Source organism: Thermoanaerobacterium sp. PSU-2, assembly GCF_002102475.1.
Lineage (GTDB): Bacteria > Bacillota > Thermoanaerobacteria > Thermoanaerobacterales > Thermoanaerobacteraceae > Thermoanaerobacterium.
The window spans coordinates 80,634-99,768 of record NZ_MSQD01000009.1 but is presented as its reverse complement, the minus strand read 5'-3'; the positions used below and the strand labels follow the sequence as shown (position 1 = coordinate 99,768).

Sequence of the window (19,135 nt, the reverse complement as noted above, 5' to 3'; positions counted from 1 at the left end):
TATTTGGAGGATTGAACATGGCTGTTACAGATGCTAGAGTAGAAGTTTTATCAGAAGAAAAGATGGTAAATGATAAAAAAGACAAGAGAAAGAAGTTTTTTAGAAAATTAGCTCAGCAAAAGGAACTGGTATTGATTGTAATACCGTTTCTTGTATTGCTGATTATATTTAGCTATGTGCCGTTGTGGGGATGGATAATAGCATTTAAAAATTTTAATCCAGCTGTTGGAATAAACCAATCTCCTTGGGTCGGACTTGAAAATTTCAAAATGTTGTTTGAAGATCCAACTTTTTATCAATCAATACGAAATACGTTAGGAATTAGTATTTTAAAATATTTTCTTGGATTTTTTTCTTCAATAACATTGGCGATTCTGATAAATGAAGTTAGAAATGTGAAATTCAAAAAGACGGTGCAAACTATATCATATTTGCCTCATTTCGTTTCATGGGTTGTTGCAGCAAGTATCGTCCTTGATGTCTTATCACCAGATGGAGTTATAAATCAACTACTTCTAAAATTTCACATTATAAAGCAGTCTATAAACTTTATAGGAGTTCCACATCTTTTCTGGCCCTTGATGGCGCTTTCAGATATGTGGAAAGAAGTTGGATGGAATTCAATAATTTACCTGGCGGCAATGACTGCCATAGACAGTGAGTTATATGAGGCGGCAAGTATAGATGGAGCAGGCAGAATAAGAAGGATTTTCTCCATAACATTACCATCAATAGTGCCAACCATAAAAATACTTTTAATATTAAATGCAGGATGGATATTAAACGCAGGATTTGAACAAGTATTTCTATTATCAAATCCGATGGTTATAGACTACTCACAGACATTGGAATTGTATGTATACAATTATGGTATACCAATGGGGAGATTTTCATTTGCGACAGCAGCCGGTATATTTAACTCAGTTGTTTCTTTAGCAATGGTTACATTAGCAAATAGAATATCGAAGGCACTTAGTGGTGAAAGTGCATTTTAATCTAATTTACAAAATTTCAGGAGGTTATAAAGTGGCTAGAAATAATAGAATAAGGTTGAGTACAGAAGACATTGTATTTGACACAATCAATTACATTATTCTCACGATTGTAATAATAGTCACCCTGTATCCATTTGTACATGTATTAGCAGTTTCATTTAACGATGCTATAGATACAGTGAGAGGTGGAATTTATCTGTTTCCAAGGAAATTTACGACTTTTAATTACGTTTCAATTTTAAATGATTCTGAGATTTACAATGCAACGATAATCTCTGCATTAAGAGCTATCATAGGTTCTGTTTTAAATGTTATTGCAAGCATAATAGTCGCATATGCCATAAGCAGAAGGGATTTTGTTTTAAGAGGAATCGTTTCGAAAATTTTTACTTATTCAATGTATTTTACAAGTGGCTTAATTCCATATTACTTGTTGATCAGAGACTTACATCTTATGAACAATTTTTGGGTTTACATTTTGCCAGGGATAGTAAGCGCATGGAATATAATGGTTGTAAGAAGTTATATTGATGGTTTACCAGCTAGTCTTGTAGAATCAGCGAAATTAGATGGTGCAAGCGAACTAAGAATAATATTTTCTATCATATTTCCACTTAGTGTACCAGTATTAGCGACGATAACGCTTTTTGTTGCAGTTGGACAATGGAATTCATGGTTTGATACAATGCTTTTTTGTTCAATGAATCCAAATTTAAGCACATTACAGTATGAATTGCAGAAAGTTTTGCAGTCGACTCAGCAGTTTACACAGCAAGCATCATTTGATATGGGACTAAGAAACAATTCCAATACAGTTACCCCAGAAAGCATAAGAGCAGCTATGACGATAGTAGCGGTTGTTCCAATTATGATGGTTTATCCATTCTTGCAGAAGTATTTTGTGAAGGGTTTAACTATTGGCAGTGTTAAGGGTTAATATGTTTTTGATTTATATAAATGATGAAAGGGGGTATTTAAAAATATTTATTTAGACAAAGTCATGCAAATTGCGAGGTGATAGTAAATAAATTTTTCAATAATTAACTTTAATGAGGGAGGAAGTAAGAATGAAGAGTATTGTAAATAAAGTTGTATCTATTATTACAGTTTTCATAATGATTTTTGGGACATCATTGTTTTTCCCACACATAAGAGCATTTGCGGATGATATTAATACAAATAATACAAATCTGGTTTCTAATGGAGACTTCGAAACCGGCACAATTGATGGCTGGATTAAGCAAGGTAATCCTACATTAGCAGTAACGACTGAGCAAGCAATTGGGCAATACAGTATGAAAGTTACAGGTAGAACACAGACATATGAAGGACCTGCATATAGCTTTTTAGGGAAAATGCAGAAAGGTGAATCATATAATGTATCGCTTAAAGTTAGACTTGTTTCTGGACAAAATTCATCTAATCCTTTGATTACTGTTACTATGTTTAGAGAAGATGACAATGGCAATCATTATGATACAATAGTTTGGCAAAAACAAGTTTCTGAAGATTCATGGACTACTATAAACGGAACTTATACATTAGATTATACTGGAACATTAAAAACATTATATATGTACGTGGAATCACCTGATCCAACGTTGGAATACTATATTGATGATGTTGTAGTGACACCACAGAATCCAATACAAGTAGGAAATGTCATTGCAAATGGAACTTTTGAAAATGGAAATACTTCTGGATGGGTTGGAACAGGTTCGTCTGTTGTTAAAGCAGTGTATGGAGTAGCTCATAGTGGGGATTATAGCTTATTGACGACAGGGAGGACAGCTAATTGGAATGGACCTAGTTATGATTTGACTGGTAAAATAGTTCCAGGGCAGCAATACAATGTGGATTTTTGGGTGAAATTTGTTGATGGCAACGATACAGAGCAAATTAAGGCTACTGTCAAAGCGACTTCTGACAAAGATAATTATATACAAGTTGATGATTTTGCTAATGTCAATAAAGGCGAATGGACAGAAATAAAAGGCAATTTTACTTTACCTGATGCAGATTACAGCGGCATTAGCATCTATGTAGAATCTCAAAATCCTACTTTAGAGTTTTACATTGATGATTTTTCTGTAATAGGTGAAATTTCAAATAATCAAATTACAATACAAAATGATATTCCGGATTTATATTCAGCATTCAAAGATTATTTCCCGATCGGTGTTGCGGTTGATCCAAGCAGATTAAATGATACGGATCCACATGCTCAATTGACGGCTAAACATTTTAATATGCTTGTTGCAGAAAATGCCATGAAACCGGAAAGCTTGCAGCCTACAGAAGGAAACTTTACTTTTGATAATGCTGATAAGATTGTTGATTATGCAATAGCACATAATATGAAGATGAGAGGTCATACATTGCTTTGGCATAATCAGGTTCCGGATTGGTTTTTCCAGGATCCATCTGATCCGTCTAAACCAGCTTCAAGGGATTTACTACTTCAAAGATTAAAAACTCACATAACAACTGTGTTAGACCATTTTAAAACAAAATATGGTTCTCAGAATCCAATAATTGGATGGGATGTAGTAAATGAGGTTATTGATGACAATGGCAATTTAAGAAATTCTAAGTGGTTACAAATTATAGGACCTGATTATATAGAAAAAGCTTTTGAATATGCGCATGAAGCAGATCCATCTATGAAATTGTTTATTAATGATTACAACATCGAAAATAATGGTGTTAAAACACAGGCTATGTATGACTTAGTGAAAAAGTTAAAAAGTGAAGGTGTGCCGATAAGTGGAATAGGCATGCAAATGCACATAAATATAAATTCAAATATAGACAATATAAAAGCTTCTATAGAAAAACTTGCTTCATTAGGTGTGGAAATACAGGTAACCGAATTAGATATGAATATGAACGGTAATGTATCGAATGAAGCACTGCTTAAACAAGCGAGATTGTATAAACAATTGTTTGATTTATTTAAAGCTGAAAAACAATATATAACTGCTGTAGTTTTTTGGGGAGTTTCGGATGATGTGACTTGGCTTAGTAAACCAAATGCTCCACTGCTTTTTGATTCAAAGTTGCAGGCGAAGCCAGCATTTTGGGCAGTAGTAGATCCAAGCAAAGCTATACCCGATATTCAATCTGCAAAAGCTTTAGAAGGATCACCTACGATTGGAGCAAATATTGATAGTTCTTGGAAACTTGTAAAACCATTTTATGCAAATACTTATGTTAAAGGTGTTGTTGGTGCAACTGCTACTGTTAAATCTATGTGGGATACTAAAAACTTATATTTACTAATACAGATTTCAGATAATACTCCATCTAATAATGATGGTATTGAGATTTTTGTAGACAAGAATGACAATAAATCTACTTCTTATGAAACTGATGATGAACATTATACAATTAAAAGGGATGGTACAGGGAGTTCAAATATTACAAAATATGTAACATCTAATAATTATGGATACGTAGCACAGATAGCCATTCCAATTGAAGATATAAGTCCTGCAGTCAATAGTAAAATTGGATTTGATATTAGAATAAATGATGATGAAGGTAGTGGCAATATAGATGCAATAACAGTTTGGAATGATTATACAAACAGTCAAGATACTAATACATCGTATTTTGGAGATCTAGTGTTGTCAAAATCTGCACAAATAGCAACAGCTATATATGGTACTCCTGTTATTGATGGCAAAGTAGATGATATTTGGAATAATATTGAACCTATTACAACAAATACATGGGTTTTAGGCTCAAATGGTGCTACTGCGACAGCAAAAATGATGTGGGACGATAAGTACCTTTATGTTTTGGCAGTTGTTACAGATCCAAATTTGAATAAATCTAGTGTTAATCCATATGAACAAGATTCTGTAGAAGTTTTTGTAGATCAGAATAATGATAAAACAACTTATTATGAAAGTGATGATGGACAGTTTAGAGTTAACTATGACAATGAACAAAGTTTTGGTGCAAGCACTAATTCAAATGGTTTTAAGTCGGCAACTAGCCTTACAGAAAGTGGATATATTGTAGAAGAAGCTATCCCTTGGACGAGTATCACTCCGTCAAATGGCACTGTCATAGGATTTGACTTGCAAGTTAATGATGCAGATGAGAATGGTAAGAGGACAGGTATTGTCACATGGTGTGATCCAAGCGGAAATTCATGGCAAGATACTTCTGGGTTTGGAAACTTGATGCTGACAGGTAAGCCATCTGGTGGTGGCACAAATAGCACGGGAATTGCAAGTACTACAAACGGTAATACCAACAATACTAACAGTACAATTGGAACAGTCAATAAGAATGGTAACGTTATTACATTGACGCTTGATGCAGGAAAAGCTAAAGACCTGATAGTAAATTCAAAAGACAAGAAAGTAGTATTTGACATAACCACAATAGGTCAAGGACAACAGAAAGTCGTACAGATTTCTAAAGATATTTTAGATACAAGTGCAGCTAACGGCAAAGACATCGTCATAAAATCAGACAACGCATCAATATCACTTACGAAAGACGCACTTAACCAAAACCAGATACAAAACGGTGTCAATGTATCAATAAAAGACAATGGAAAGCCTAATGTGACAAATTATGTGCCGCTTTCTAATGTAGTAGACATAACAATAGGTAGTAGCAGTGGCAATGTAACATTGGCAAAACCAGTGGAGGTAACATTAAATATATCAAAAGCCAACGATCCAAGGAAAGTAGCAGTGTACTACTACAACCCAACGACAAATCAATGGGAATACGTGGGTGGAAAAGTAGACGTGTCATCTGGAACAATAACATTCAATGCGACGCACTTCTCACAATATGCGGCATTTGAGTACGACAAGACATTTAATGACATAAAAGACAATTGGGCGAAAGACGTAATAGAAGTATTAGCGTCAAGGCACATAGTAGAAGGAATGACGGACACCCAGTATGAACCAAACAAGACAGTAACGAGAGCAGAATTCACAGCAATGATACTGAGGCTATTAAACATAAAAGAAGAAGCATACAGCGGAGAATTTAGCGATGTAAAGAGTGGAGACTGGTATGCAAACGCAATAGAGGCAGCATACAAAGCAGGATTAATAGAAGGTGATGGAAAGAACGCAAGGCCAAATGACAGCATAACAAGAGAAGAGATGACAGCAATAGCCATGAGGGCATACGAGGTGCTGACACAGTACAAAGAGGAAAACTTAGGTGCCACATCATTTAGCGATGACAAATCCATAAGCGATTGGGCAAGAAACGTAGTAGCAAATGCAGCGAAATTAGGAATAGTAAATGGAGAGCCCAACAACGTATTTGCACCTAAAGGAAATGCTACGAGAGCGGAAGCAGCGGCTATCGTATACAGTTTATTAGAAAAAACAAATAATCTGTAAGCAAAAAGACAGAGGGAAAAATTATTCCTTCTGTCTTTTGCTTTGTATTAACTTAGACTGTAATTTCTATTGATGTGCTTCTTTTATCGAGGTTAAAGTGAAATTTTCTATTGCCGACGATTAATTCATATTCTCCTAAAAAGCCTGTGAATTCGAATTCGCCTGTATTGCTTGTGACAAGTCGTGTAGGATGCGTCCACCATTCATCTTTTATAAGCTTTTTTAATTCATAGTATGATGGTTTGCATGAATTGTCACGTCTAAGAAGACCTGCAGGTGCACCAAGCCATGCATTTTCATCACAAAAATTCCACCATGTGATTGATTCTACCATTGGATGCACAAAAAGAGTCTTATAATGCTTTACAATTTCCATTGCTTGTTGTTCTTCACCATCAGGTGTTGACGGCCAATCACTTATTTGGTAGTCATTTAAATCCTCTATCTCGGGTGGCATCAAATGTCCGGATAACAACGTATTTTCTGTAAAATGCAATGGAATGTTGAAATGGGAAAATCTCTCAAGTACTTCTAAAGTCTTCTCGACGCCCCAATATCCTTGATGCATGTGTGACTGAATTCCTATGGCATCAATAGGGATTCCAGCTTCAAGGCATCCTTCTATGAGTATTTCGTATGAAATTGATGTATTAAAGTCATTTATAAGTAAAACTGCATCAGGATTAGCCTTTTTTGCTTCATTAAAAACTTCTTTTACAAGGCGAATGCGGCCTAATTCTTTGCATATCCTGGTTATTCCATTGTCGTACTTATCAAAAATAGGCATGATGACGACTTCATTTATTACATCCCATATGTCAACTAATCCTTTAAAATCGCTTACTTCACGTTTTATGCGTTCAAGCTGAGCTTTTAATATGTCTTCATTGCTCATATCTAAGAGCCAAGGTGCTGTTACGGTATGCCAGCAAAGTGGATGCCCTTTTACAATGCAGCCTTTTGATACAAGCCACTCTGATGCTTTTTTGAGTCTATTTGTATCTGGCTTTCCTTTTTCAGGTTCAAATCTACCCCAATAAAAGGGAATCGTGGCATAATTAAATACATCAAAAAATTTTTCAAAACGTTCCTCAATTTTTTCTTTATCGTTTTCTTCTAATTCACCATTGGCAAGTGGAAGAGAATCGAATGCTCCGCATCCAAATAAAAATTTATGCTTCACTTGCGACACAGTGACTTCAGCGTCTTTTATAGGTGAACCGTCTTTTTTAGTTAGCCTTATTTTAACGATTCCTTTGCGGTGGTTTAATTCATCTGAAGTATTTAGGCTCATTATAATCCCTCCAATGATATGTAATTGTTTATAAATAAAATTTACTCTCATACATTAGATAAGTCAATAAATTATGTATATAAGACTAACATAATATTAAAGCACTTTTTTGTCGTATTTGACGATGGACTATCTTTGTATTAAACAAGTAAAAATATTTAAGATTGTAGTAAAAAATTTATATTCATTCTAAATATATGGTATTTTATTATATTATTGTAAACAATTTAATCAAAGTAATAGAAAGGATGTGAAGGCATGAAGGTGTTTAAAAAAATCATGCTGGTTTTACTATCAATTATGTTGATAGTCAGCACATCAGCATGTAGTACAGGTTCAAAAGGTTCAAGTAATTCTAATGCATCTAAGTCTTCAAATTCATCTGGTACAACTCAAAAGATAACGCTTACATTCTGGAATATCTTCACTAACGACCCGCAAAAGACCATAGTCAAAAATATAGTAGACAAATGGAATCAAGAGAATCCTAATGTGCAGATAGAGCAAAGTATAACTGAGAATGATGCGTATAAGACGAAGATAAAGACTGCAATAGCAGCAAATGAAGCTCCTGATATTATATATGCTTGGGGTGGAGGATTTTCAAAGCCATTTGTTGATGCAGGAAAGATATTGGCTCTTGACGATTATTTAAATGATGGTACAAAAGATAAGATGTTGCCTGGAGCGCTCAATAATATTACGTATAATGGAAAGGTTTACGGTCTGACATTTGCACAGCAAGCCAGCGTACTCTATGTAAACAAAGAGCTTTTTGACAAGTACAATGTAAAGATACCTACAACATTTAGCGAACTTATCGACGCTATAAAGACATTTAAGTCGAAAGGTATAACACCATTTGCTTTAGGTGAGAAAGATGAATGGCCTGGAATGTGGTACTATGACATGATAGCGCTTCGGGAAGCTGGCGCACAGCTTTCCAGAGATGCGCTAAATGGAAAAGCTTCTTTTGAAGATCAGGCATTCGTTGATGCGGCAGAAAAGCTACAAGAGATGGTAAATGCTGGTGCGTTTGACCAAGGTGTCATGGGTCTTACAAGAGATGAAGCGACAGCAGAATTCAATCAAGGCAAGGCTGCTATGTACTTCGGAGGAAATTTTGATGCAGCTTCATTTGAAGTAGATTCTTCATTAGTTAAAGGCAAGGTTGAAGCTGTAAGATTTCCTACCATCGAGGGAGGTAAAGGAGATCCGACTGAATACATTGGCGGTGGCAGCGATGTTTTACTTGTAAATGCCAATACTAAATATAAAGACGAGGCTGTAAAGGCTGCAAAATATTTGGCTGAGAATATGTCTCTTGAGTTTTACAAAGTTGGAGCTGCTTTGCCTACATGGAAATACGATAGTGTAGATCAGTCAAAAGTCGATCCTTTAGAGATACAGATAATGAATAACATCGTGGCGAATTCTAAAGACAGCGTCCTTGCGTGGGATCTGTACCTTGAAGGGGATCAAGCACAGACACATAAAGATTTGGTAGCACAATTATTTGCAAAACAAATTACTCCACAGGATTACGCTAAACAGATGCAAGAAAAAATCAATGGAAAATAAAATGATGTATACCGCAAAGCGTTTTAGCTGCTTTGCGGTATTTTAAAATATGCATGAAAAATGAATAGGTAAATAAATTAAAGATTGTGGTAAAAAATTTGTATTCAATAAAGTTTAATGATGCTTTATCATATAAGTGAAAGATGTAAACATTACAATAACAAATTTAGAAAGGATGCGTGGCAATGAAAAGATTTAAAAAACTCATACTAGTATTACTATCGGTTGTACTGATTATTTCAGCATCAGCATGTGGTACTAGCTCAAACAACTCAAATAACTCTAATGCTTCTAATTCATCGAAGTCATCAGGTTCATCTGAAAAGATAACGCTTACGTTCTGGAATCTATATACTGGTGAACCAGCAAAAACAAAAGTTAAGGAGATCATCGATCAGTGGAATAAAGAAAATCCGAATGTACAGATTGTAGAAAGCGTAACAGAAAATGATGCTTACAAGACGAAGATAAAGACAGCAATAGCAGCAAATGAAGCACCAGATATTTTTGAGACGTGGGCTGGAGGATTTTCACAACCTTTTGTAGAATCAGGCAAAATTCTCCAATTAGATAGCTATTTAAATGATGGAACAAAAGATCAATTGTTACCAGGTGCTTTTGATAATGTTACGTATGATGGCAAAATATATGGTATCCCATTTGATCAACAAGCAAGTGTACTTTATATAAACAAAGAGCTTTTTGATAAATACAATGTAAAGGTTCCTACAACATTTAGCGAACTTATTGATGCCATAAAGACGTTTAAGTCGAAAGGCATAACACCATTTGCTTTAGGTGAGAAAGATGAATGGCCTGGAATGTGGTACTATGATATGATAGCGCTTCGCGAAGGCGGTGTGCAGCTTACGAGAGATGCTTTAAACGGCAAAGCATCATTTGACAACCAAGCATTTGTAGATGCAGCTCAGAAGCTTCAAGACATGGTTAATGCAGGTGCATTTGATTCTGGATTTATGGGGCTTACGAGGGATGAAGCCACAGCAGAATTCAATCAAGGAAAAGCTGCTATGTACTTTGGAGGAAATTTCGATGCAGCGGCATTCGATTCAGACCCATCATCTCTTGTAAAAGGCAAGATTGAAGCAGTAAGATTCCCGACAATTGAAGGCGGCAAAGGCGATCCTACAGAGTATATTGGAGGTTCAGTTGGAGCATTAATGGTTAGTGCAAATTCAAAACATAAGGATGAAGCTGTCAAAGCCGCAAAATACCTTGCAAAACAACTATCAGACATGGAGTATTTGATAGCTGCTGGCTTGCCAGAGTGGAAATACGATAGTGTAGATCAATCAAAAGTTGATCCATTAGAGATTCAGATTATGAATAATATCGTTGCAAATGCTAAAGGCAGTGTTCCTGCTTGGGATATTTATCTTAATGGCGATGCTGCACAGATTCATAAAGATTTAGTAGCACAATTGTTTGCAAAACAGATTACGCCACAGGACTATGCAAAACAGATGCAACAAAAGATAAACGGAAAATAATGATATTTTCAATTTCCTGCTAATTAATCCATAATTAGCAGGAAATTGTTTAGCTATACAATGATTAGTTACTATTATTTGTTTCTATCATTTTTGTTAGGAGGTTTCCTATGGAAAAAATCTTAAGCGATAAAAAGGCTATATTCCTCTTTGTGTTTCCGGCTTTTTTGGTCTTTTTAGTTATCGTACTGCTTCCTATATTTTTTTCTTTCTACTACAGTTTGCTAAAATGGGATGGATTCAGCAAAGGGGTATTTATTGGGCTTCAAAATTATAAGAACCTATTTATAAACAATACAGATGGATTTATTATCTCGGTGAAAAATTCATTTATTTTAGCTGTGTTATCTGTTTTCATTCAGCTACCTATTTCTCTTTTACTAGCTCTTATTCTCTCAAGAGGGATTAAAGGCGAGAAGTTTTACAGGACTGTTTACTTCATTCCGGTCATTTTGTCCACTGTCGTCATAGGACAACTTTGGATGAAAATATACAATCCTAATTACGGGCTTTTGAATTTTATACTGACTAAGATAGGGCTGCAATCACTTACAAATCAATGGTTGGGAAATACTAAGACGGCCCTTGGGGCAGTATTTGTACCTATACTGTGGCAGTACATTGGCTATCACATGCTACTTATGTATGCATCGGCAAAGTCTATACCTACTGATATATACGAAGCTGCTAAAATTGATGGCGCCACAGAATCGCAGATTGCATTCAGGATAACAATACCACTTATGAAGCCGATACTAAAAGTCTGCGTCATATTTGCTGTCATTGGTTCTTTTAAAGCTTTTGATTTAATATACGTTTTGACAAATGGTGGACCGCTTCATGCCAGTGAAGTGCCATCAACACTTATGTACAACATGATATTCTTTAGATATCAGTATGGTTATGGTAGTGCTATGGCGATATTTATCATATTGGAATCACTGATTGGAACAGTTATCATACAAAAACTATTTGGAAAAGATGAAGCATATTAAAGGTGGTGTGAAAATGGAGATTGTAGCAAACAAAAAAAATAAAAGCGGTGGGAAAAAAATTGGTTTTTACCTATTGGAAGCTATGCTTGTTATCTGGGCTATAATACAGTTATACCCATTGTTTTGGCTGTTTTTGTTTTCTGTTAAAAACAATACTGAAATTTTTGGCGGCAATATTTTAGGTTTTCCACGTATATGGCAGTGGTCAAACTATTCTGAAGCATTGTCCAGCGGCAATGTAGGCAGGTACTTTATAAATAGCTCTATTGTCACTATTTTGACCATAGTAATATCAAGTGTTTTAGTTGCAACAAGTGCTTATGCCATCGTAAGGATGAAATGGAAGTACAGCAAATTGGTTTTAACCATATTTTTGACGGGTATGATGGTGCCGATACACGCTACACTGCTTCCACTCTTTATAATATTGAAAAATTTGAACTTGCTTAACACGTATGCATCGTTAGTGATACCTTATGTGGCATTTGCTATACCGATGGGCATATTTATTTTGACTGGATTTCTCTATACGATACCAAAAGAACTTGAAGAATCTGCTTTTTTAGATGGATGCAGCATATATAAGTCGTTTTATTACATCATACTGCCGCTTATAAGGCCTGCATTGGCGACAATAGCGATCTTTACCTATTTGTCGACGTGGAATGAGCTTATGTTTGCGAATACTTTTATAAACAGCGATGCCATAAAGACATTGACAGTCGGTATAATGTCCCTATCTGGACAATACCAGACGGAATGGGGTCCTATAGGTGCTGGACTTGTAATCGCTACGATTCCTACAATTTTAATATATGTCTTGCTTAGCGAACAGGTGCAAAAGAGCCTTGTAGTAGGAGCTGTAAAGGGGTAAAATTATATACAGAGGTTGCTTAGGATAGAAATTTTGAAAAGGAGATAATGAAAGTGAGAATACGCTTTGATTATTACCCTAACGGCAAAAGAAAAGCATTGACTATGAGCTATGACGATGGACAGGTTTACGACAGAAAATTGGTTGAAATCTTCAATAAATACGGCATAAAAGGGACGTTCAATCTTAATTCAGGTATGTTTGACTCTGAACCTTATGTATCAAAAGAAGAAATAAAGAAACTATATGAAGGACATGAAGTTGCTGTCCATACAGTAGACCACCCGTACCTTACCTTAATATCAAAGGAAGAATTGGTGTATCAAATAATGGAAGATAGAAAGAATCTTGAGGCATTGGTGGGCTATCAGGTACGAGGTATGGCATATCCATTTGGCGATTACAGTCATGCTTTGGCAAAAGAGCTTAAATCATTTGGAATTGAGTATTCAAGGACTGTTAATTCTACAAGAAGCTTTAGAATACCAAATGACTTTTTAGAATGGCATCCAACGTGTCACCATGATCAAAATGTAATAGGAAAGCTTAATGACTTTAAAAATGTGCCAGCGTGGGAGCAAATGCCTTTATTCTATGTTTGGGGACACAGCTTCGAATTTGAGAGAAATGGCAATTGGGATTTGATAGAAGAATTTTGCAAGATGGCATCATTTGACGAAGATGTTTGGTACGCTACAAATATTGAAATTGTGAATTATATAAATGCACTAAAAAGCTTAAAATTTAGCGCTGATGGCAGCATTGTATATAATCCATCAGCAATACCTGTATGGATTGGAGTAGACGGTGAAGCAGTGAAGATAGATTCTGGTGAGACGAAGTTATTGAAATAACATTTATTTAAAATCATCCACTAATGTCGATAGTAAGACGACATGGTGGATGATTTTTTACGGCTTAAGAAAAAAATTTTTTAACCGAATATTAAATTAAGAGGAGGTGATAGTGTGAAAAAGATAGTGGCATTTGCACTTTCAGCGGCGATTGTTATAGGTTCTGTATCGCTTGTTGCGGCAAAACCGAGGGAAAATCACAGAAATGCTTTAAGACAGGAAAGTGCAATAACTGTAAAAAGTGAAAGTAGAGAAGAAGTATCTTTTGGTAAAAGTAAAGAAGTAAATTACACGTTTTATCATGGAAAAGTCAGAGCAAAAGGTAGAGAAATCAAGTTTGATGTTCCTCCTGTAATCAAAAGCGGTACCATGCTTATTCCAGTCAGAGCTGTTGTTGAAAGCTTAGGAGCAAATGTAAATTGGGATGCTGCAACAAATACTGTTACTATAACAAAAGGTGGTACGACAATTGTATTTGACTTAAATGGATCAAAAGTGTATGTCAACGGCAGCGAAGTGACTTTAAGCATGCCAGCAATGGAAATAAGCAATAGGACTTTTGTGCCCATAAGGTTTATAGCAGAAACACTTGGAGTAAATATCAATTATGACGATAAAACAGGCGATGTCGATATAGAAGATGGAAATCAACAAGGTAGTACAGTATCGCAAAGCGTTTATGGACAGACAAATGACACTGTATCGCAAGATGTCTATGGTTCTGATGATACGGTGACAAATAGTGTATATGGTGAACAGGATTAATCGTCATACGAAAAAGGTTGTAAGTCCATATTACAAAAATGGATTTACAACTTTTACTTTATTTTGAAGTAATTTTTGGAACTATATAAATTATTGAACACAGTTTTACATTATGATACTATATTTTTAGATTTTAGAGAGAGAGTGGATACTGATGAATGGGGAACAATTGGAAACAAAAGAAAAGATTTTAAATGCGACGATTGACATAGTTGGCATGAAAGGAGAGGCGACAATCAGAGAGATTACTGAAAAAGCTGGTGTTAATGTCGCGTCCATAAATTACTACTTCGGCAATAAAAATAACCTGCTAAAAGAAGTAGAGAACTACTACGCAGAGAAACTTTTAAAATCAGGTTATGATATTTTATTGGATACAACTTTGACACCTCAAAATAGGATTTTTAAGTGGGCACTAAATTTAATAGAGTACATGTACAAATATCCGGCATTGATTTCCATAATTGTTAAACTGACACATGATGATAAAAGTTACAATCCAGTAATAATTAAAAAGATATATTTTAATGATGAAGTACAAAAGATAGTTGAAAATATTATTAAAGACATAACAAAAATAGAAGACAGTAGAGTTTTAAATTTCAAATATCTGCAGCTTTTTTCAGGAATTTTGGGTACTGTCATAAATCACGTTGTAGTGAGTATTTATGGTGATGAAAAAAGCATTTTAAATATAAGCGATTCTGAAGAATTAAGACAGTACTTAGTGCTTTTAATAGAAAGTATTTTAAGGTAAATGTTCTATTGTCATTTTTTTGCTTTTTAGACATAGAATATTGATTAAATAGTCTTATTGTGCTAAACTTAAAACAAGTATTTTAAACAGTTGTTTAATCATATAAATGGGAGTAGATGTTAATGGGAAACTTTGTAGAAGTTAAAAACCTTGTAAAAAGGTATAGGATGGGAGAAATAACCATTACTGCTGTATCTGGAGTAAGTTTCAATATAGATAAAGGGGAATTTACAGTTATAGTAGGTGAGAGTGGGGCAGGTAAGACGACAGTTCTTAATATGCTTGGTGGAATGGATACTTGTGATGAGGGTGAAATAATTGTAGATGGAAATGACATAAGCAAGTACAATCAGCGACAATTGACGACTTACCGCAGAAAAGATATTGGGTTTGTGTTTCAATTTTACAATCTGGTCCCCAATCTTACTGCTTTAGAGAATGTAGAACTGGCAACGGACATCTGCGATAATCCAATGGATCCTGTAGAAGTGCTTAGAGATGTAGGACTTTCTGAAAGGTTAAATAATTTTCCTTCCCAATTATCAGGTGGTGAGCAGCAAAGGGTGGCTATAGCCAGAGCATTGGCTAAAAACCCTAAATTGTTATTATGTGATGAACCAACAGGGGCATTAGACTATAAGACTGGCAGGGCAATTTTAAAGCTATTACACGATACATGCAGGAGATTAGGAATGACCATCATAATAATAACCCACAATAAAGCGATTGCACCAATGGCGGATAAAGTTATAAGCCTTAGAAATGGCAGCATAGATAAGATGTCTATTAATGATTCTCCAGTGCCTATAGAAAGGATAGAATGGTAAATGGGAAAATCTTTGATGAAAGACATATTTAGAGAAATATCTAATACGAGAAAAAGATTTTTATCATTGTTTTTCATCGTGTTGATGGGAGTAGGTGTTTTTGGTGGAATAAAAGCTGCCAGCCAAGACATGAAGCTTACTGCCTCAAAATACGCTGCTGATTATAATTTGTTTGATGTACAAATTTTATCTACAATGGGTCTTACAAGTGATGATTTGAATAGCATCAAATCTGTAAAAGGTGTACTATCGGCATACCCATTTTACACAGTTGATGCTGTTGTTGATAAAAATAATAAGGGGTTTGTAGTAAAAGTCATAAGTGTAGATCCAGTTAAAATTAAGAATGATAAAAATTATGTAAATAAACCTAAACTTTTAGAAGGCAGGTTTCCTGAAAACAATTCTGAGTGTGTGGTGGAGACAAAATTCCTTAAAGATTTAGGATTTTCAATAGGCGATACTGTAACTATAAATTTGGATTCTCAAAATCAAGACAATATAAAAAACAAAAAATTCAAGATAGTAGGTGTAGTCGAAACGCCTTATTATATATCAAGAGATAGAGGTTCCAGCAATGTGGGAAATGGCCAGATACAGGCTTTTATGATGGTACCTAATTCTGATTTTTCAATGGATGCCTACACTGAAATAGATGTGCTGGTAGATGGTGCAAAAAAATTTTCCACATTTTCAGATGAATACTACAATTTCATTCAACCTGTAAAAGATGATTTAATAAAATTGAGTAAAATCCGAAGCGAAGTTAGATATGAAGAAATTAGAAGTAAAGCACAAAAGGAAATCGATGATGCTAAGAAAGAGCTTGAAGACAAAGAAGCTAAATACAATAAAGAATTGGCTGATGCCAAAGCAAAGCTTGATGAGACAAAAATTACACTTCAAAATTCTCAAATCCAGTTAAACAAAAAACAAGCCAGTTTTAATGAGCAAATGGCTTTAAACCAGAAAAAAATTGACGATGGGAAAAATCAGATTGCTAATTCTCAAGCCAATATATCACAAAATGAGATAGAATTAAACAATGCAGAAGCTGAGATACAGGCAAAAGAAAAAGAATTAAATTACGATGAAAACATGAAAAAATTAAGTTCGACGTACGACGAACTTAATAGTTCCCTAAATCAATTGAATTTTGAGATAAGCAATAACCCATCTTTGAAAGATCAGCTAAAACCAAAGGTAGATGAATTAAATGCACAAATCGCAAGTGTATCAAAACAAATAGATGAACTTAATGCCAGCAAAAAAGCATTAGATGAGAATATGGCGCAATTAAGTGAAAAGAGATCGCAGCTTGAAAGTGCCAAAGCACAATTAGCTGCTTCACAGGAAAACATAAAAGAACAGGAATTGGCTTTAAGCAAAGCCAAGATTCAAGGTCAAATGCAAATAGATAATGCAGCAAAACAGCTAAATGATGCCTTCTTAAAGCTTAATGATAATTATAAGAAATATGAGGCTAATAAAGCAGAATTCGATAAAGAGATAAGTGAAGCAAAAGCCAAAATTGCATCCTCGGAAGAGAAACTTAAAGATTTAAAAAAGCCTACATGGTATATATTAGATAGAAAATCTAACATAGGTTATGTGGAGTACGGGGACGAAGCAGACAGGATAAAAGCATTAGGCAATGTATTTCCGACCATCTTTTTCTTGGTTGCGGCTTTAGTAAGTTTAACTTCTATGACCAGGATGGTGGAAGAACAGAGGACCCAGATGGGAATTTTAAAAGCTTTAGGTTATGGCAGACTTTCCATAATGCTCAAATTTGTCATTTATTCATCTGTTGCCACAATATTAGGCGGATTTGCTGGTTTGCTTTTGGGTTTCAACATATTGCCGAGGATAATTTTCAATGCGTACGGGATGATGTATACACTGCCACCTGTGATTACAGAATTTAATTCATATTATGCTTTTGTGGGGATTTTTGCTGCACTTGTTTCCACTACGGCTGTTGCAGCGCTTGTGTGTTTTAATGATCTGAGAGAAGTCCCTGCATCGCTAATGAGACTTAAAGCGCCTATAGCAGGTAAAAGGGTTCTACTGGAAAACATGAGATTTATTTGGTCTCGACTGGATTTTATGCAGAAAGTGACTGCCAGAAACATATTTAGATACAAAAGAAGATTTTTAATGACTGTAATAGGAATAGGTGGATGCACTGCACTGCTACTTACTGGATTTGGAATAAGAGACTCAATAAATATCATTGTTTCTAAGCAGTTCAATGAAATCTTCAAATATCAGATGATAACGACCTTTAAAAGTGACGCTTCTAAAGAAGATCTAAATGAGCTTACAAATGCTATAAATAATGACAAAAATATAAAAGAAAGCATTATGCTTAATCAATCCAGCATTGATGCTATAAAAGGAAATGTGAAAAAGACTGCATTTCTCGTCGTCACAGGAGATAAAAACAAGTTTAGAGATTTTATAGTCTTGAGAAATAGAAATACAGGTGCAGAGATACCTCTAAAAGATGATGGAGTTGTAATAACGGAAAAACTTTCTAATATGCTTAAAGTAAGAAATGGCGACTATATGTACTTGGATACAGGCAGTGGAGGAAAAGTGAAAGTTAAAATTGATGGCATAGCAGAGAATTATTTACAACATTACGTTTATATGAGCTCATCTTTGTATGAGAAAGTGTTTAACAAGAAGATGACATCAAACGAGATACTGGCGAAGATCAATGATAGTTCAAGTACAAAAGAAGATGAAATATCTCAAAAGATATTGAAGTCAAAAGCTGTAATGACGGTCAATTTTATTTCATCTGTTAAAAAGACGTTTCAGGACGTCGTAAACAATTTGCTGTCGGTGGTATTAGTCTTGATTGTATCTGCAGGTACGCTTGCTTTTGTGGTTCTTTACAATCTGACAAATATCAATATAACCGAAAGGATAAGAGAGCTTGCCACGATGAAAGTTTTGGGATTTTACGATGAAGAAGTTTCTCTGTACGTCATGAGAGAGAATTTTATCTTGACAATCATAGGAATTTTATTAGGGTTTGTGATGGGCGTCTTTCTACACAGGTATCTCATGTCAACCGTAGAAGTCGACATATTGATGTTTGGAAGAAATATTGAATCGATGAGCTTTTTGTATTCTGCACTTATCACAATGGGATTTTCTATTCTCGTAAGCGTCGTAGTGCACTTCCAGCTTAAGAAAGTCGATATGGTGCAGTCATTAAAAAGTCCAGAGATTGATTAATAAATGGTATTGTGCTATCATTTGATGAAGATTTCAATGATAG

Annotated in this window: 13 protein-coding genes; 12 read left to right on the top strand and 1 reads right to left on the bottom strand. The window is 34.9% G+C overall.

Going from position 1 to position 19,135, the window contains the following annotated elements; translation table 11 throughout:
• The first annotated feature begins 17 nt into the window (after positions 1–17).
• The 3 genes from BVF91_RS08600 to BVF91_RS08590 all read left to right on the top strand — a co-directional run bounded on the left by BVF91_RS08600 (position 18) and on the right by BVF91_RS08590 (position 6,382).
• Complete coding sequence (locus tag BVF91_RS08600; RefSeq protein ID WP_143588989.1) at positions 18–995, top strand: ABC transporter permease; 978 nt, start codon at positions 18–20, stop codon at positions 993–995.
• A 31-nt stretch (positions 996–1,026) separates the two neighbouring features.
• On the top strand, positions 1,027–1,932 hold the full coding sequence (locus BVF91_RS08595; protein WP_085113010.1) for a carbohydrate ABC transporter permease: 906 nt from the start codon (positions 1,027–1,029) through the stop codon (positions 1,930–1,932).
• Positions 1,933–2,062: 130 nt separating this feature from the next.
• Positions 2,063–6,382 carry an endo-1,4-beta-xylanase gene (locus BVF91_RS08590; protein WP_085113009.1) on the top strand — a complete coding sequence of 1,440 codons (4,320 nt, stop codon included), beginning with the start codon at positions 2,063–2,065 and terminating at the stop codon, positions 6,380–6,382.
• 52 nt (positions 6,383–6,434) lie between these two features.
• Here the strand turns inward: BVF91_RS08590 and BVF91_RS08585 are convergent, their stop codons facing one another.
• A complete protein-coding gene (locus BVF91_RS08585; protein ID WP_085113008.1) occupies positions 6,435–7,676 on the bottom strand; it encodes an endo-1,4-beta-xylanase in 1,242 nt (413 codons plus the stop codon).
• A 258-nt stretch (positions 7,677–7,934) separates the two neighbouring features.
• Here BVF91_RS08585 and BVF91_RS08580 point away from each other — a divergent pair, with 258 nt between their 5' ends.
• The 9 genes from BVF91_RS08580 (at position 7,935) to BVF91_RS08540 (ending at position 19,092) form a co-directional block, all read left to right on the top strand.
• Positions 7,935–9,257 carry a sugar ABC transporter substrate-binding protein gene (locus tag BVF91_RS08580; RefSeq protein WP_085113007.1) on the top strand — a complete coding sequence of 441 codons (1,323 nt, stop codon included), beginning with the start codon at positions 7,935–7,937 and terminating at the stop codon, positions 9,255–9,257.
• Positions 9,258–9,442: 185 nt separating this feature from the next.
• Positions 9,443–10,768, top strand: a complete 1,326-nt coding sequence (locus tag BVF91_RS08575) for a sugar ABC transporter substrate-binding protein (RefSeq protein WP_085113006.1) — start codon at positions 9,443–9,445, stop codon at positions 10,766–10,768.
• Between the two features lie 110 nt (positions 10,769–10,878).
• On the top strand, positions 10,879–11,763 hold the full coding sequence (locus BVF91_RS08570) for a carbohydrate ABC transporter permease (protein WP_085113005.1): 885 nt from the start codon (positions 10,879–10,881) through the stop codon (positions 11,761–11,763).
• A gap of 13 nt (positions 11,764–11,776) precedes the next feature.
• Positions 11,777–12,637 carry a carbohydrate ABC transporter permease gene (locus tag BVF91_RS08565; protein ID WP_085113004.1) on the top strand — a complete coding sequence of 287 codons (861 nt, stop codon included), beginning with the start codon at positions 11,777–11,779 and terminating at the stop codon, positions 12,635–12,637.
• Between the two features lie 53 nt (positions 12,638–12,690).
• Positions 12,691–13,491, top strand: coding sequence for a polysaccharide deacetylase family protein (locus BVF91_RS08560; RefSeq protein WP_143588987.1), 801 nt, complete (start codon positions 12,691–12,693; stop codon positions 13,489–13,491).
• Positions 13,492–13,605: 114 nt separating this feature from the next.
• The gene (locus tag BVF91_RS08555; protein WP_085113002.1) at positions 13,606–14,256 is read left to right on the top strand and encodes a copper amine oxidase N-terminal domain-containing protein; all 651 of its coding nucleotides are present in this window, start codon (positions 13,606–13,608) and stop codon (positions 14,254–14,256) included.
• A 154-nt stretch (positions 14,257–14,410) separates the two neighbouring features.
• Positions 14,411–15,013: a TetR/AcrR family transcriptional regulator gene (locus tag BVF91_RS08550; RefSeq protein ID WP_085113001.1), complete on the top strand. Its 603-nt coding sequence runs from the start codon at positions 14,411–14,413 to the stop codon at positions 15,011–15,013.
• A gap of 122 nt (positions 15,014–15,135) precedes the next feature.
• Positions 15,136–15,840, top strand: coding sequence for an ABC transporter ATP-binding protein (locus BVF91_RS08545; RefSeq protein ID WP_085113000.1), 705 nt, complete (start codon positions 15,136–15,138; stop codon positions 15,838–15,840).
• Positions 15,841–19,092, top strand: coding sequence for an FtsX-like permease family protein (locus BVF91_RS08540; RefSeq protein ID WP_085112999.1), 3,252 nt, complete (start codon positions 15,841–15,843; stop codon positions 19,090–19,092). It abuts the gene before it with no gap.
• Positions 19,093–19,135: the final 43 nt, after the last annotated feature.